Below are 15,314 nucleotides of genomic sequence, written 5' to 3' on the forward strand. Positions count from 1 at the left end.
TGAATTAACGAGGAAAAGAATGAAATTTTCAGTCGTCCGCGAGACACTACTCAAGCCCCTACAGTTGGTGGCGGGTGTCGTTGAGCGTAAACAAACGATGCCAGTATTAGCGAACGTGTTGGTAGAAGTAAAAGACCAGACTTTAACGCTAACGGGTTCCGACCTCGAGGTGGAACTGGTCGGTCGCGCACCACTAGATGAATGCCAAGAAGGTCGCATCACGGTACCTGCGCGTAAGCTGATGGATATTTGCAAAAGCTTACCAGATAGCGCTGTGATCGAATTTTCGTTAGACGAACAAAAAGCGGTGATTCGCTCAGGTCGTTCACGTTTTACCTTGTCGACTTTGCCTGCCGAAGAGTTCCCTAATATCCAAGATATGCAGGGTGATCTGACGGTCAAAATCCCGCAAGGCAACGTACGCAAGCTGATTGATCGCACTGGCTTTGCCATGGCCAACCAAGACGTGCGCTACTACCTAAACGGTATGCTATTTGAAGTAGCCGATGGCCAATTGCGTGCCGTAGCAACTGACGGTCACCGTCTGGCGACAGCGATCGAAGATGCCCAAGTACAAGGCGATCTGACGCAAGTGATCGTGCCACGTAAAGGCGTACTTGAACTAAACCGTCTATTAAACGATTCGGAAGACGAAGTCGAGCTGACCATTGGTGCCAACCACATTCGTGCCAAAGTTGCCGATTACACCTTCACGTCTAAGCTAGTTGACGGCAAGTTCCCTGATTATCACCGCGTTATCCCGCGTAATAATGAAAAAGTGGTGACAGCGGATCGTCTTGAACTACGCCAAGTATTCTTGCGCGCCTCGATTCTATCTAATGAAAAATACCGTGGTGTGCGCTTAATCTTGTCCAATGGCATGCTGCAAGTATTTGCCAATAACCCAGAGCAAGAAGAAGCCGAAGAATCCGTTTTGGTACAGTACCAAGGTGATAACCTAGAAGTTGGCTTCAACGTCGGTTACCTATTGGATGTATTGGGTGTAGTGGATTCTCAAGAAGTCCGTATTTCTTTGAACGACTCGAACAGCAGCGCATTGATCGAAGAAGGCCAAGGCCATGCTTCACAATACGTTGTCATGCCGATGCGTCTGTAATATCACCCAAGGGCGCGTTCGCGCCCTTGCCTTTCTAGGCCTTTTTTTATGCCGTTGGCCCGTCTTGATATCTCGCGTTTACGCAACTTAAGTCAGGTGCGGCTAGACCCCTCGCCGCAAGTAAACATTATCGTTGGCGAAAACGGCAGCGGCAAAACCTCTATATTAGAAGCCATCCACCTATTGTCTTTGGGGCGCTCGTTTCGTAGCCACAAACACAAAACCTACATCCAACATGAGCAACAAGAATGCGTCGTGTTTGCTCAAGTCGAAGATGGCCATCAGCGTTTACCCGTCGGCATTAAGCGCACCCGCGACGGTGCGGTCGAAGTGCGCATCCAAGGCCGCCCAGCGCAGTCTGCGGTGGAGCTGGCGGAGCGCTTACCAGTGCAGCTAATCAACCCTGATGCGTTCCGTTTATTAGAAGGCTCACCCAAGGTCAGACGTCAGTTTGTCGACTGGGGCGTATTCCATTTTGATGAGCACTTTATTAATGCATGGCGCGGTTGGCAAAAAGCGTTAAAACAGCGGAATAGCTTACTCAGACGTGGTAAAATAGCGGCCAATTTACTGGCGGCGTTTGATCAAGAGTTGATTCGCTTAGGCGAGCAAGTCAATCAGGCGCGTAAAGCGTACTGCGCCGCCCTGACACCGCATTTTGAAGCGGTGCTAAAACAACTAGCGCCAGGGCTGAGCGTGCAATTGCAGTTCTTCCAAGGTTGGGACGCCCAAAAATCCTTGCCAGAGGCAATTGAGCACAGTTACCAGCGCGACATAGATCTTGGATACACCAATACGGGGCCACAGCGCGCCGATTTGCGCGTCAAAACGCCGACCGGCGACGCTCTCGATACCTTGTCTCGAGGCCAGCAAAAATTGGTGGTATCAGCGCTTAAAATCGCCCAGGGTCAGCTCTTAATTGAGCGCGGTCGACAGTTAGTGTTTTTGGTGGACGATTTGCCCGCCGAGTTAGACGCTAACCACCGCCGCAAGCTCTGCCAATTGTTGGAATCCTTGGCGAGCCAAATTTTTATTACCAGCGTTGGACCAGATAGCATGGATTTTGATTGGTCCGATCAGACAGACGTTCGTCATTTCTCCATGAATGAAGGCGAACTGTCCCAAACGAGCAAAGGTTTGCAGGAGAGTTAAATGAGTGAAAATAGTTACGATTCGTCCAGTATCAAGGTGCTCAAGGGGCTAGACGCGGTACGTAAGCGTCCCGGTATGTATATCGGTGATACAGATGATGGTACCGGTTTGCACCACATGGTGTTTGAGGTGGTGGATAACTCCATCGACGAAGCACTAGCGGGCCACTGTGATACCATCAAAGTCATTATTCACCCAGACGAGTCTATTTCTGTATCGGACAATGGTCGTGGTATTCCGGTTGAGATGCACCCAGAAGAAGGTGTCTCGGCGGCGGAAGTCATCATGACTGTACTGCACGCTGGTGGTAAGTTTGACGATAACTCCTACAAAGTATCCGGCGGTCTGCACGGTGTGGGTGTATCGGTGGTAAACGCCTTATCAGAAACTGTGACCTTAACGATCCGTAAAAACGGCAAAATCTACGAGCAGAACTATGCTCACGGTGTGCCACAATCACCGCTTGCCGTGGTGGGTGAATCCGATGGTGCTGGTACAACAGTCCACTTTAAACCGTCTGCGGAAACCTTCTCCAACATTCTGTTTGTCTACGACATCCTAGCTAAGCGCTTGCGCGAGCTGTCATTCCTAAACTCAGGCGTGGCGATCCATCTGAAAGATGAGCGCAGCGGCAAAGAAGAATTCTTTAATTACGAAGGTGGTTTGAAGTCATTCGTTGAGCACTTGAATACCAACAAGCAGCCGATCAACGATATTTTCCACTTTATCTGTCAACGTGACGATCTCGACGATGGCATCGCCGTTGAAGTGGCGCTGCAGTGGAACGAAGGCTTCCAAGAAAACATCTTTTGTTACACCAACAACATTCCACAACGTGATGGTGGTACGCACTTAGCGGGCTTCCGTGGCGCGTTAACACGTACGCTGAACAACTTCATCGAATCGGAAGGCCTAGCTAAGAAGCAAAAGGTAGCGACCTCAGGAGATGACTGTCGTGAAGGTTTGACGGCCATCGTATCGGTGAAAGTACCGGATCCGAAGTTCTCTTCTCAGACCAAAGACAAGCTGGTTTCATCAGAAGTGAAAACCGCGGTTGAGCAGGAAATGGCGAAACGCTTCGCCGAGTACCTACTTGAGAAGCCAAACGAAGCCAAGATCATCGTTAACAAGATGCTAGATGCGGCTCGTGCCCGTGAGGCGGCGCGCCGTGCTCGTGATATGACTCGCCGTAAAGGTGCTCTAGACATCGCCGGTCTACCAGGTAAATTGGCTGACTGTCAGGAAAAAGACCCAGCGCTTTCAGAAATCTACCTAGTGGAGGGTGACTCTGCGGGTGGTTCGGCGAAGCAAGGTCGTGATCGTCGTACACAAGCGATCCTACCGCTAAAAGGTAAGATCCTAAACGTCGAAAAAGCGCGTTTTGACAAGATGCTTTCGTCTGCTGAGGTGGGCACTCTGATCACCGCACTGGGTTGTGGTATCGGCCGTGACGAATTTAACGCCGACAAACTGCGTTACCACAGCATCGTTATCATGACCGATGCCGACGTCGACGGCTCGCACATTCGTACTCTGCTGTTGACCTTCTTCTTCCGTCAAATGCCGGAAATCATCGAGCGTGGTCACATCTTTATCGCGCAACCACCGCTGTTTAAGATCAAACGCGGTAAGCAAGAGCAATACATCAAAGATGAGCCAGCGTTGGAGCAATTCTTGATTGAAGTGGCGTTGGACGGTGCCAAGTTCTTCGTTAACGAAGAAACACCAAGTATCCAAGGCGAAGGCCTAGCGAAGCTGATCCGTGACTTTATCAAGATTGAAGAAGACATTGATCGCATGTCGCGTGTGTACCCGAAAGATGTGATGAACAAGCTTTTGTACTGCAAAGAGCTGACCACTGATCAATTGAGCAGTGAAACAGAGGTACAAACATGGGTCGATGCGCTAGCAGCACAAATGCCGCTAGACGTGCGTACTGGCTTCCGTTTTGACTTCGGTGTTGAAAAAGACAGCGAGCGTAACCTTTACCTACCGGTTGTCGACATCATGTCTCACGGTGTGAGCACGCGCTACCGCTTTGAAGCGGCGTTCTTCACATCACCTGAGTACCAACGCATTGTGGCGATGTCAGAAACCGTTTACGAACTGTTTGAAGCGGGTTCTTACATCCAGCGTGGTGAGCGCAAAGAAACCGTGACCACCATCGAAGCTATGAAAGCCTGGCTGATGAAAGAAGCCCAGCGTGGCCTAAGCATCCAGCGCTACAAAGGTCTGGGTGAGATGAACCCTGAGCAGCTTTGGGAAACCACCATGGACCCAGATGCGCGTCGTATGCTGCGTGTGACCATCGATGATGCGGTAGCTGCCGATCAGATGTTTACCACATTGATGGGTGACGAAGTGGAACCACGTCGTAACTTTATTCAAGACAACGCCCTAACAGTGGCAAACTTGGACGTATAAGTCCTCAGTACGATCTTGGTAGCGAAAGCCCAGCCTAGTGCTGGGCTTTTTTATGTCTGCTATTTAGGAAACGGCTTGCTTGGTACGTTTGGCTCGCGGGCAATTAGCGCACTCGCTAAAGCCTTCACAGCGGTAGATTAAGCAGCAGGTTTTACGCTGAAAACTGCTCTGCTCCTGTTGCAAGCGCTGTGCGGTTTTGGGGACTTTAAGGCCCATCAGCTGACACCATTTTTGTCCTTGTTGATAGACCCAAGTGGCACTGTGTTCACCTGTAGGCGTGATCAGTTGCTGTGCCACCAGATGCTCTAAGGTGGTGAAAATGGTATCGGCTAAGATGGCCATCAGCAGTGGCTCACGGCTGTGTAGTTGGGTTGATAAGGCGTTAGCATAGCGCTGACAAAGGCGTTGCAAATCCGCCGCTGTCGGCACCATAGCGCGTTCTGTATCTGGCGCCGTGAGTAAGCGTGCGTGACTGGGTAAGGCAAAGCCAAGGGTGTAGTTATGTTGTTGGCGCAGGTCGAGTTGCGCTAAGCCCACCAAGCGTGACTGTAAACCATGGACACTGAGTATTGCCAAAAACACCGGCTGCCAAATCAACATACCCCACGTGCGTAAACGCCAAAAAGGCGCTCCCGCTTCGGGGGCGCCTTGGGCAATGCGGTGCGCTAAGCGCGCCGTCCCATAATGGGGACGCGACGCTAAAATAACGCTGCCGGAGTCGATCCTGACTTGAGTAAAGTCAGGGCTAATGGCCTGTGTCAGGTTAGTCAGTGCTTGCATAGATTAACGTCATCATAGTTTAGAACTCATAGCGCGCGCTGAGCTCGTACTGGCGTTCGGCACCAAACCAGCAATTGTCGGTGTCATAACAGCTGACATATTGCTCATCGGTCAAGTTGCTGACGCTAAAGCGTACGCTGGCGCCTTCAAGGTCGCGGTTAAGCATCGCCAAATCATAGCTGACTGCCGCGTCGACTAATGTCACCGAGGGGACAGTGTCAGAGTTTTGCGCATCGGCTTCCATCTCGCCGATATAGCGTGCTCCCAAGCCGAAGTTAGCACCCGCTAACTTGCCTTCAATCGGTTGATAGTTAAGCCACGCGCTAAGCTGCTTTTCGGGCACCCAGATCGGTGTGTTGCCCTTCAAATTGGTATCTTCAGTGACTTCGGCGTCTTGTAATGTCAGCGCGCCGCGTACGTCCCACTCATCGTTTAGGTAATGGGTGACATCGGCCTCTAGGCCACGTGAACGCACCTCGCCCACTTGAATCACATCGTAAGCGGTGCCGTCTGGGTCGCGTGTTTCGACCTTGGTTTTATCGATTTGATAGCCAGCCAAGGTAGCGACCGTATCGGCATTTTCAAACTTGATACCCGCCTCCCATTGTTCGCCTTCAGACGGTTCAAACGGTGTGCCAAAACGGTCTGAGCCGGACACTGGCTCGTAGCTTTGGGCGTAGTTAAGATACGGCGATAGACCATTGTCGAAGCGGTAAAGCACGCCGGCACGGCCACTGGTGAAGCGTTGGCTGATACGTGCATCTCGTGGCGCACCGTATTGCACGCCCTTTTCCGTGGATAAGAAGCGATCATGGCGTAAGCCCCCTAACAGTACCCAATTGCCCCACTCGATTTGGTCTTGAACATATAAGCCGGTTTGCTCTTTGTCGATGGTGAAGTCGCTGTGGTACGCCGGTGTATAAGTCAGAGTGTCGCGATCGACTAGATAGTGGTTGGGGTTATACAAATCGATGCTTGCGATGGCGCCGTCTTCGTAGCGAATGTCTGACTTCAGCTTGGTGTAATCCAACCCGAACAATAGATGGTGTGTCATGGCGCCGCTTTCTAATTCGGCGGCAAATTGGTTATCAATGGTCAGGCCTTTGCTGTCTTCATCGGTTAAATAAGCGCGGCGAGATAAGGTGCGCTCGTCTGCGGCTAAGCCCGTAGAGTAAGTGTTTTCTTGCAGTGCGCTGGCATCCATAAAGCGCGCGTTTTGTAAGAAACGCCACTGGTCATTAATCTTATGGTCCACCTTGTAACCCAACAGTGCGACTTCTTTGTCGTAGGTATTCCAGTTGGCATCACCTGAATAAGCATCGCTGTCCAAGGGGCCGTTAATGTTGGACTGCAGCGTGCCCTTTGCTGGTAATGAGGTATAGATACCCATCTCTGGGTCTTTTTGATAATAGAAATTGAGGTTAACTAGGGTGTCATCACTGGCTTGCCATTCTAGCGATGGCGCGACCATGATGCGTTCTTCTTTGGCGGTCTCGGCTTGGCCATCTTTTTGGCGAATCGCACCGACAACGCGGTAATTCACGTCATCACTTAGGGCGCCCGTGCTGTCAAATTCGGCATCGCGTTTGTTGCTACTGCCGATCGCCAGCTCAATTGAGTGCTGTGATTCGGCTTGCGGCGCTTTAGGGATGATATTGACCATGCCGCCAGGCGGCATGTAGCCATACAGCGCAGAAGTTGGCCCCTTAAAGACTTCGACATGCTCGATGGCCGCGCCGTCGATTTGTGGCTGTAAGTTCCAATCGTTGTACAACAGCTGCATGCCGTCATAATAGTTTTGGTAGTTGATGAAGCCACGGATGTTAAACAGATCCAAGCGCGTCACCGCGCCACCGCGCAGCTCGGTATTGATACCGGAGGTGTAGCGCACGGCTTCGGACAATGATTCAGCACCGCGCTGTTCTAACGATTGTGAATCGATTGTCGTGACACTTTGCGGCGTACTTTGCGTGTCTAATTGGTTTTTGGTACCGGTATTACGATAGGTTTCGCTAGTGACGGTTAAGGTATCCAGTAAGCGCGTGCTCGGTTCGGCTGCCTGCAGAGATAAACTGCTACCAGCGACGGCAATAGCGATTAACGTAGGGGTAAATAACGCACGATTAGCCATGGAACGTAAACTCCGATACATAAATAAAATTGAGAATAAGTCTCATTTTATTAAGTACAGTATCCGCTACTTAACCATTTGGTGCAACCTACGATGTTCGTCAGGCATCTTCTGCGCGCGGCACGATTGGTAGCCAGTATTCCATATGGCTGCTGCTCAAAGCCGGATCATAATCGCTTGGATAGATTTCGAGCTCAAACCCCGCTACCCCGCGATAAGTCGAATTAGGCAACCAAGTATGCATAAACCAACGTAGCGCCTGCTCTATTTGACGTACATCTCCCTCAATCGGGATCACCGCATAGGTTTGCTCTGGCAACGTTAGGCACTCAAGCTGTGTGGGAATGGATGTACAGGCAGCATTGTCGGCGCGTCCAGCCCAGTAGATCAACTTTTCCGCCAAAGGTGCTTCGCTAGGATCGCGAGTGTCAATGACACCGATAAATGGCGCATCGAACTTGAGTGTCGCGTCGGCACTGTTACAGACAGAATGATAGCGCTGCCAAATTTTAGGCACAGTTTCAGTGAAGTTGGGCGCATTTGAAAACGGCCCTTGAATCGTGGCGGATAGACCGATCAGAGTAAAGCTTGGCTGGGTTTCGATGCGTATTTGGCGAAACGCGTGCGTGTCGGCGGGCGCTTGCTGAGCGATGCTGCGCAGCGGTGTTTTTAAGGCGACGCGTTTACCGCGTTTACGGTATTGGCCTGGCGTGCAGCCAAACTGTTGTTTAAAGGCGCGATGAAAGCTGATTTCAGAGTCGAAGCCACAGCTTAACGCGATATCGATGTGCTTGGCTTGGCTATCAAGCAAGGCTTCTGCCGCTCGGCTTAAACGCAGTTCACGGACATACTGGGCGACGCTCAGCCCAGTGACATCGTTGAATACGCGCTGAAACTGCCAGCGAGACCAGCAACTGACCTGCGCCAATGAGGCCACCGTATGCTGCTCGGCCAGATTGTCGTGCAAATACTGCAGCACTGTTTCGATACGTGAGAAGCGTTGGGTGGTCATATTCTGTCGTCAGGTTGAAAGCGAAATAACAATTATTATTCCGCTTTCTGACGTGAATGCCAAGGCTTCTGCCTGTGTCTTGGCGCTTGGCAAACTTAGCCTAAGGCAACTTTGATACTGTCTTGGATCGGTGTCGTTGGGCGCCCTATCAATTCAGACAGAGTATGGCTGTCGTCAAACAAGCCGCCTTTTGAAGCGCCCACATCAGAGTCTGCTAGGATGTTGGCGAAGCCTTCGGGTAAACCGATATCGACCAATACTTTGGCGTATTCTGCTTCAGGAAGGTCTTGGTAAACCACCTCTTTGCCGCTGATTTGAGATAGATAGGCAGCGTACTGCGATAAGGTAAAAGCTTCATCGCCAGCCAACTCATAGATCTTACCTGCTTGCTGCTCTGAGGTTAGCACGATCGTAGCGGCATCGGCGTAGTCAGCACGTGTGGCGGTGGCGTATTGCCCTTCGCCCGCGCTACCCAATACGGCGCCGTGCTCGACCGCCATCGCTGCGCTCATGGTGTAGTTTTCTGAATACCAGCCATTACGCAGTAATACATGCGGTACGCCAGAGGCCTTTAACGCTGCCTCGGTGGCGCGGTGTTCTTCAGCCAGCGCCAGTGGCGATGAATCGGCGTGCAAAATACTGGTGTAAGCCAGCAATTCTACACCCGCAGCTTTGGCAGCAGCGATGACATTTTGATGCTGCGCTGCACGCTGGCCCACTTCACTAGAAGAGACCAACATCACTCGTGTCACACCAGCAAAGGCTTGCTCTAATGTGCTGGGATCGTTGTAGTCCGCTTGGCGCACCTGTACGCCACGTTCGCTCAAATGCGTAACCTTGCTTGGGCTGCGTACCGCGGCGACGATGGTTTCAGGGGCAACGCCACGTGCTAATAAGCTGGCGATGATCAGTTGTCCTAATTGGCCTGAGGCGCCTGTTACTAAAATCATTTTTACATCTCCATGGATTGGTGAGTGGATGAATCTAGGTTAGACTACAAGCTAACTTTTAGTAAGTACTGACCAAAAGGTAAGTATGGGGCTTTTACGAAACGGAGCATTCCATGACATCGAATAATCGCTTTGAGCGTGGGGATGTGTTTTCTAATCAGTGCCCCTCTCGTGAAATTTTGCGCCATGTCACTGGTCGTTGGGGCATGTTGGTGTTTTGGGCGCTACGTGATGGTGAGCCACAGCGTTTTAGTCAGCTGCGCCGACGTATCGAAGGGGGTAGTGAAAAAATGCTGGCGCAGACGTTACAGCAACTAGAAGCCGATGGTTTTGTAGCCCGTATCGAATACCCTGTCGTGCCGCCTCACGTGGAGTATCAGCTGACGACGTTAGGCAAGGCGTTTGGCGAGCGTGTGATCGATTTGATTGATTGGCTAGAGGGCAACTTGCTGACCATTCTTGATCAGCAAGTAACGCCCCCAACAGCATAATAACTATTGGTATTTATGAATGGTTGCGATCGCAAACGCCGCCAGATCCGTGTAAATATCAAAGTAGAAATCGATGTCTTTGTATTGCGTGGCGCGGCCTTTGCCGGTCAATACTAAGACTGGCGCACAACCACGGGCTTTGCCCGCTTCTAAGTCACGCAGCGAATCACCGACCATGATCGCCGGCTGCTGAGTAAAGTCCATCCCCAGCTGTTGCTCGATAGCTTCGATCATACCGCTTTTAGGTTTACGGCATTGGCAAGCGTCGTCTGGGCCATGGGGACAGTATTCAATCCCCTGCACTTCGCCACCTTCGGCGTGTAGTAAATCGAGCATCTTTTGATGCATTTTATCAAGCTCAGCCGCGTCGTAATAACCGCGGGCAATGCCAGACTGGTTAGTCGCGATAAACACTTGAAAGCCCGCTTTAGTCAGTGCCGCCATGGCTTTGATACTGCCAGGTAACGGAATCCACTCGTCGACCGATTTCACGTAGGCATCTGAATCTTGGTTAATCACACCATCACGGTCCAGTATGATAATGGGCTTGCTTGGGGCCATAAATAAATCTACCTCGAATAAATAAACTGCATTCGGTGGTAGTATAAAGGTTTCATAAAGCCTATGCGTTTGTTTTCACGTGAAACACTTTTTTATCACGGTTGTCTGACGCCAATTTATGTACAATGTAGCCATATTTTTAAAACCTAAGTGGGTGTTATGTCAGATCAAACTTCTAACTCTTCCTCGGCCATGACCAAAGTCTTCAAACTGATGGGCAAGCTGCCATTGCCATTGGTGCGCAGCCTAGGGCGTACGTTTGGCCTAATAGGATTGCGTTTTGATCGCCGTACCCGTCGCGCCATCGATCGTAACTTAGAGCTATGCATGCCGTCGCTCGACATCGAACAGCGTATTCGACTGCGTAACAATCGCTTGCGTCACATGGGGCAAACCTTTGCAGAAATGGGTCACTTATGGACCCGTGATGTGTCGTTTATTCTTGATCACTGCTATGAAGGTGAAGGGGCGGCAGCACTGAAAGAAGCGGTACAAGGCAAAGGCGGTGTGATTGTATTGGCACCGCATATTGGTAACTGGGAAGCGGTTAACGTTTATGTCAGCTCTATTCGCCCGATGACGGCTATGTACCGCCCTAGTAAAGACGAAAGCCTAGACAGTTTCATTTTGGCAGCGCGTAACCGTGCTGGCGGTGATTTGGTACCGACCAACCGCCGTGGTGTGATGCAGATCGTCAAGGCACTCAATGCCGACGGTGTCGTAGGAATGCTACCTGACCAAGTGCCACAAAAAGGCAGCGGCGAGTTTGCCCCCTTCTATGGGCATCAAGCGTACACCATGACGCTTGCAGGACAATTGGCACACAAAACCAACGCTAAAGCTTTTGTCGTCGGCTGCTTGCAAACCAGTAAAGGCTTTGAAGTGGTCGCGCTAGAAGTCGATCCGCGCTTTTACGATGAAGATGTCGAGACCTCACTTACTGGTCTAAATGCCTCGATTGAACAGTTAGTGGAGTACGCACCGAGCCAATACCAGTGGGAATACAAACGCTTTAAGTACCAGCCCCACGGTGCGCAAAATCCTTACAAAGAACACCTGTAACGCGTAGCCCTACGCTTCAGCAATATCCGCAAAACACGCTTGGCGACACACGCTCGCCAAGTCGTCTGGCGCTAAGCCAATATCAAAACCACGTTTACCGCCACTCACATAGACTTTATCAAACTGCTGCGCAGAGGCATCAATAACGGTCGTCAGCGCTTTCTTTTGGCCGATTGGACTAATCCCACCGACGATATAACCCGAACTACGCTCGGCTTCCTTAGGCTCAGCCATGCGCACTTTCTTCAGCTTTAAAGCCGCTGCAGTACGCTTTAAATTAAGCTTGCCTGTCACGGGCACAATCGCCACGTACAAAGCTTTTTCATCACTCACCAGTAAGGTCTTAAACACTTGAGCTGGCGCTAACCCCAGTTTGTCAGCCGCTTCTTCACCAAAGTTAGTGCAGTTTGGATCGTGAGCGTATTCGTGCTCGCTAAAAGCAATCTTGTGCTTTTTTAAGGTCTGTGTGGCTGGGGTCATTGCTTGCTCCTAGGCTACTTCTGCCAAAACATTGGTGTGAACAAAACCAACAAGGTAAATACTTCAAGACGCCCTAATAGCATGGCAAAACAAAGCATCCATTTGGACGGATCGTTAATCGTGGCAAAGCTGGCTGAGACTTCCCCAAGGCCAGGGCCTAGGTTATTCAGTGTCGCTGCTACAGCAGACCAAGCGGTGATCTGATCAATGCCAGTCGCCATCAAGCCAATCATCAAAATGATATACACCAACAGGTAGGCCGAGAAGAAGCCCCATACTGCCGATACCACTCGCTCTTGTACCGCCTTACCGCCGATCTTGACGGGAATCACGGCACTTGGGTGAATCAAACGCTGGATCTCACGAAAACCTTGTTTAAGGATCAGCAGAATACGAATCACCTTCATACCGCCGCCAGTCGAGCTAGCACAGCCGCCTACGAATGACGTTACGATCAGCAAGAATGGTAAAAAGTGCGGCCAGACCGAGAAGTCTGAGGTACTAAAGCCTGCAGTAGTCGCGATCGAGACACTTTCAAAAATGGCGTAACGTACAGAGGTTTGCCAATCAAATGTCGAGGTAATCACCAATACCAGCGACGCCAAGGAAATGGCACAAAACAGAATGAAGAAGAAAAAGCGTGCTTCTGAGTCTTTAAAGTAATGCCATACGCTACGGGTGCGCCAAGCATAGAAGTGTAAGCCAAAGTTCAACGCTGAAATTACCATAAAGATGGTACAAATGGCCTCAATGGTGCCGCTGTTGAAGTAACCAATGCTGGCATCGTGAGTAGAGAAACCACCGATTGCCACGGTCGAAAAGCTGTGACAAATAGCATCAAAGAAGGTCATGCCTGCCGCCCAATAACCAATGGTACACAGCACCGTCAGCGTGGCATAAATGTACCAAAGGGCTTTAGCGGTTTCGGCAATACGTGGGGTTAATTTGGAGTCTTTTACTGGCCCCGGTGTTTCGGCACGGTACAGCTGCATACCCCCGACCCCTAGCATCGGCATGATGGCTACCGCTAATACGATGATACCCATACCGCCTAACCACTGTAGCCACTGACGGTAAAACAAGATCGACTGGGGCAAGTTATCAATGGTGTGCAGAATGGTTGCCCCTGTGGTGGTGAGCCCGGACATGGACTCAAACAGCGAGTCGGTAAACGTCAGCTCAGGGTTGGTGGTCAGCAAAAAAGGCACCGCACCAAACAGCCCTAGCGTGGACCAAAACAAGACCGTCACCAAGAAACCGTCGCGGATCTTTAAATCGCCGCGGCAGTTGCGAAACGGCAGCCAGATGACTAAGCCGCTGGTTAAGTTGATCAGCAAGGCATATAAAAACGCCAAGATGGCACCGTCTTCATAGATAAGCGAGACGATGATGGGCGGCAACAGCGTTAAGCTGAAGATCATGATCATCATACCGATAACGCGCAGGATCACCTGAATATGCATGCTTTAGCCTTACTAAAACCAATCTGCGCCAAGTCGTTTGGCGCAGTAAAATGAATGAAAAGTTTGTCGTTAGAAGAAGCTCAGTCCCACTTGGAACAACTGCTCCACCGCTGGAATTTGTTTTTTATTGGAAACGAAAATAATGACGTGATCTTCCGCTTGAATCATCACATCGCCCGTGGCCAAGATGACTTCGTCGCCGCGAACGATGGCGCCGATCGTCGCCCCTTCAGGTAAGTGAATCTGCGCTATCGAACGCCCCACTACTTTAGACGAGCGGTAGTCACCGTGCGCCACGGCTTCTAGCGCCTCAGCCGCGCCTTTGCGCATCGAGTGGACATTAACCACATCGCCACGGCGAATAAAGGATAACAGTGAGCTGATGGTCGTATGTTGTGGTGACACCGCGATGTCGATCATACCTTCTTGTACGATGTCGACGTACGCTGGGTTATTGATGATGGTCATAACCGTGCGTACGCCCAATACCTTGGCCAACATCGAGGACATGATATTGGCTTCATCGTTATTGGTAATGGCACAGAACACATCGGTCGACTCGATGTTTTCTTCGAGCAGCAGCTCCTGCTTAGAGGCGTCACCATTGAGTACAATGGTGTTATCGAGGTTTTCAGAAAGGTAACGACAGCGTTCTGGATCGCGCTCGATGATCTTAACGCGATACTCTTTTTCAAGGCTTTGTGCCAAACGCTCACCAATGTTGCCGCCACCAGCGATAATGATACGACGGTAAGGTGTATCCAATGGGCGCAGTTCACTCATGACATCCATCACATCTCGCTGGGCAGCCAAGAAGAACACTTCATCGTTGGCGTGAATGTGCGTATTACCATCTGGCTTGATCGACTGACCATTTCGATAAATCGCAGCGATCCGAGTTTGGATCGAAGGCATGTGCTCACGCAGATAACTGATCGGGCGATCAATCAACGGGCCGCCCTTTTCCGCGCGTACCACCACCAGCTGAACTTTGCCTTCGGCAAACTCCATCACCTGCAGCGCGCCGGGGTAACGAATCAGACGGCTTAAATGCTTAGTGACTTCTTTTTCCGGACTGATGCGCACGTCCATTGGTAAGGCGGTATCGGCGAAAATCTTCGGATACTTGGAGTAGGCATTAGAGCGGATACGACCAATCTTGGTAGGCGTTTTAAATAAGGTGTAAGCGATCTGGCAGGCGATCATATTGGTTTCGTCTTGGTTGCTGACCGCAATCAGCAAGTCGGCATCGTTACAGCCAGCTTGGTCCAATACATCCGGATGCGAGCCGCTGCCCTGCACGGTTTGTATATCAAGACGATCTTGCAACTCCCTGAGACGATTCAGGTCGGTATCAATGACCGTGATGTCGTTGTCTTCATTGGCCAAGTTTTCCGCAAGAGTTGCGCCTACTTGGCCCGCGCCAATTATGATGATCTTCATTGTCTGCCTTAGAGCCAAGGGCTCATCGCAACATTAAAACGTAGCTGACCCCCACGAAATCATGAGGACGGTATTTGCTCACATTCTAAACGTGATTGGGTCAAGATTTAACGCTGAATAGCATAATATTGAATAATTTTTTGCGCCGCTGTGGTGGGCACTGACACTAGACAGGTAAGAACGCATTGGGGAGGCAGTGTTGCAGGTAAAACAAACACCACGACCTTACGATCGTGGTGTTGATTGGG

The 15,314-nt window shown here is 50.7% G+C and carries 13 protein-coding genes; 5 read left to right on the top strand and 8 right to left on the bottom strand.

The genetic code is table 11. The features are described from left to right. Window positions 1–19: 19 nt before the first annotated feature. Genes dnaN through gyrB form a run of 3 tightly spaced genes read left to right on the top strand, consistent with a single transcriptional unit; the run spans window position 20 to window position 4,693 of the window. Window positions 20–1,117, top strand: coding sequence for a DNA polymerase III subunit beta (dnaN, locus tag JQX58_RS06205; RefSeq protein WP_204145968.1), 1,098 nt, complete (start codon window positions 20–22; stop codon window positions 1,115–1,117). A gap of 48 nt (window positions 1,118–1,165) precedes the next feature. Further along, the gene (gene recF, locus JQX58_RS06210) at window positions 1,166–2,269 is read left to right on the top strand and encodes a DNA replication/repair protein RecF (RefSeq protein WP_204145969.1); all 1,104 of its coding nucleotides are present in this window, start codon (window positions 1,166–1,168) and stop codon (window positions 2,267–2,269) included. After that, window positions 2,270–4,693, top strand: coding sequence for a DNA topoisomerase (ATP-hydrolyzing) subunit B (gene gyrB, locus JQX58_RS06215; RefSeq protein ID WP_204145970.1), 2,424 nt, complete (start codon window positions 2,270–2,272; stop codon window positions 4,691–4,693). Between the two features lie 63 nt (window positions 4,694–4,756). On the opposite strand, the gene JQX58_RS06220 is transcribed toward gyrB, so the two are convergent. The 4 genes from JQX58_RS06220 to JQX58_RS06235 form a co-directional block, all read right to left on the bottom strand. After that, window positions 4,757–5,473 carry a (2Fe-2S)-binding protein gene (locus tag JQX58_RS06220; protein WP_204145971.1) on the bottom strand — a complete coding sequence of 239 codons (717 nt, stop codon included), beginning with the start codon at window positions 5,471–5,473 and terminating at the stop codon, window positions 4,757–4,759. A gap of 19 nt (window positions 5,474–5,492) precedes the next feature. Further along, complete coding sequence (locus tag JQX58_RS06225; RefSeq protein WP_204145972.1) at window positions 5,493–7,604, bottom strand: TonB-dependent siderophore receptor; 2,112 nt, start codon at window positions 7,602–7,604, stop codon at window positions 5,493–5,495. A 100-nt stretch (window positions 7,605–7,704) separates the two neighbouring features. Beyond that, the gene (locus JQX58_RS06230) at window positions 7,705–8,616 is read right to left on the bottom strand and encodes an AraC family transcriptional regulator (protein ID WP_204145973.1); all 912 of its coding nucleotides are present in this window, start codon (window positions 8,614–8,616) and stop codon (window positions 7,705–7,707) included. A 95-nt stretch (window positions 8,617–8,711) separates the two neighbouring features. Continuing rightward, window positions 8,712–9,566, bottom strand: a complete 855-nt coding sequence (locus JQX58_RS06235; RefSeq protein ID WP_204145974.1) for an SDR family oxidoreductase — start codon at window positions 9,564–9,566, stop codon at window positions 8,712–8,714. Between the two features lie 113 nt (window positions 9,567–9,679). Here JQX58_RS06235 and JQX58_RS06240 point away from each other — a divergent pair, with 113 nt between their 5' ends. After that, window positions 9,680–10,057 carry a winged helix-turn-helix transcriptional regulator gene (locus JQX58_RS06240; protein WP_204145975.1) on the top strand — a complete coding sequence of 126 codons (378 nt, stop codon included), beginning with the start codon at window positions 9,680–9,682 and terminating at the stop codon, window positions 10,055–10,057. A 3-nt stretch (window positions 10,058–10,060) separates the two neighbouring features. On the opposite strand, the gene gmhB is transcribed toward JQX58_RS06240, so the two are convergent. Next, entirely contained in the window at window positions 10,061–10,618 is a 558-nt protein-coding gene (gmhB, locus tag JQX58_RS06245) for a D-glycero-beta-D-manno-heptose 1,7-bisphosphate 7-phosphatase (protein WP_204145976.1), read from the bottom strand. A gap of 159 nt (window positions 10,619–10,777) precedes the next feature. On the opposite strand from gmhB, the gene JQX58_RS06250 reads away from it, so the two are divergent. Then, the gene (locus JQX58_RS06250) at window positions 10,778–11,680 is read left to right on the top strand and encodes a lysophospholipid acyltransferase family protein (protein ID WP_239090201.1); all 903 of its coding nucleotides are present in this window, start codon (window positions 10,778–10,780) and stop codon (window positions 11,678–11,680) included. A 9-nt stretch (window positions 11,681–11,689) separates the two neighbouring features. Here the strand turns inward: JQX58_RS06250 and ybaK are convergent, their stop codons facing one another. From ybaK to trkA, 3 genes are all read right to left on the bottom strand, one after another. Continuing rightward, window positions 11,690–12,160 carry a Cys-tRNA(Pro) deacylase gene (gene ybaK / locus JQX58_RS06255; protein WP_204145977.1) on the bottom strand — a complete coding sequence of 157 codons (471 nt, stop codon included), beginning with the start codon at window positions 12,158–12,160 and terminating at the stop codon, window positions 11,690–11,692. A gap of 14 nt (window positions 12,161–12,174) precedes the next feature. Beyond that, window positions 12,175–13,623 (bottom strand): TrkH family potassium uptake protein, encoded by a 1,449-nt coding sequence (locus JQX58_RS06260; protein ID WP_204145978.1) that lies wholly within the window; start codon window positions 13,621–13,623, stop codon window positions 12,175–12,177. Window positions 13,624–13,692: 69 nt separating this feature from the next. Beyond that, entirely contained in the window at window positions 13,693–15,066 is a 1,374-nt protein-coding gene (gene trkA, locus JQX58_RS06265; RefSeq protein ID WP_204145979.1) for a Trk system potassium transporter TrkA, read from the bottom strand. Window positions 15,067–15,314: the final 248 nt, after the last annotated feature.

Origin of the sequence: Marinomonas ostreistagni (assembly GCF_016888445.1) — a bacterium.
GTDB lineage: Bacteria > Pseudomonadota > Gammaproteobacteria > Pseudomonadales > Marinomonadaceae > Marinomonas > Marinomonas ostreistagni.

Excerpts from the sequence above, each read along its gene's own strand:
- dnaN (WP_204145968.1), top strand. The coding sequence starts at position 20 with ATGAAATTTTCAGTCGTCCGCGAGACACTACTCAAGCCCCTACAGTTG.
- recF (WP_204145969.1), top strand. The coding sequence starts at position 1,166 with ATGCCGTTGGCCCGTCTTGATATCTCGCGTTTACGCAACTTAAGTCAG.
- gyrB (WP_204145970.1), top strand. The coding sequence starts at position 2,270 with ATGAGTGAAAATAGTTACGATTCGTCCAGTATCAAGGTGCTCAAGGGG.
- JQX58_RS06220 (WP_204145971.1), bottom strand. The coding sequence starts at position 5,473 with ATGCAAGCACTGACTAACCTGACACAGGCCATTAGCCCTGACTTTACT.
- JQX58_RS06225 (WP_204145972.1), bottom strand. The coding sequence starts at position 7,604 with ATGGCTAATCGTGCGTTATTTACCCCTACGTTAATCGCTATTGCCGTC.
- JQX58_RS06230 (WP_204145973.1), bottom strand. The coding sequence starts at position 8,616 with ATGACCACCCAACGCTTCTCACGTATCGAAACAGTGCTGCAGTATTTG.
- JQX58_RS06235 (WP_204145974.1), bottom strand. The coding sequence starts at position 9,566 with ATGATTTTAGTAACAGGCGCCTCAGGCCAATTAGGACAACTGATCATC.
- JQX58_RS06240 (WP_204145975.1), top strand. The coding sequence starts at position 9,680 with ATGACATCGAATAATCGCTTTGAGCGTGGGGATGTGTTTTCTAATCAG.
- gmhB (WP_204145976.1), bottom strand. The coding sequence starts at position 10,618 with ATGGCCCCAAGCAAGCCCATTATCATACTGGACCGTGATGGTGTGATT.
- JQX58_RS06250 (WP_239090201.1), top strand. The coding sequence starts at position 10,778 with ATGTCAGATCAAACTTCTAACTCTTCCTCGGCCATGACCAAAGTCTTC.
- ybaK (WP_204145977.1), bottom strand. The coding sequence starts at position 12,160 with ATGACCCCAGCCACACAGACCTTAAAAAAGCACAAGATTGCTTTTAGC.
- JQX58_RS06260 (WP_204145978.1), bottom strand. The coding sequence starts at position 13,623 with ATGCATATTCAGGTGATCCTGCGCGTTATCGGTATGATGATCATGATC.
- trkA (WP_204145979.1), bottom strand. The coding sequence starts at position 15,066 with ATGAAGATCATCATAATTGGCGCGGGCCAAGTAGGCGCAACTCTTGCG.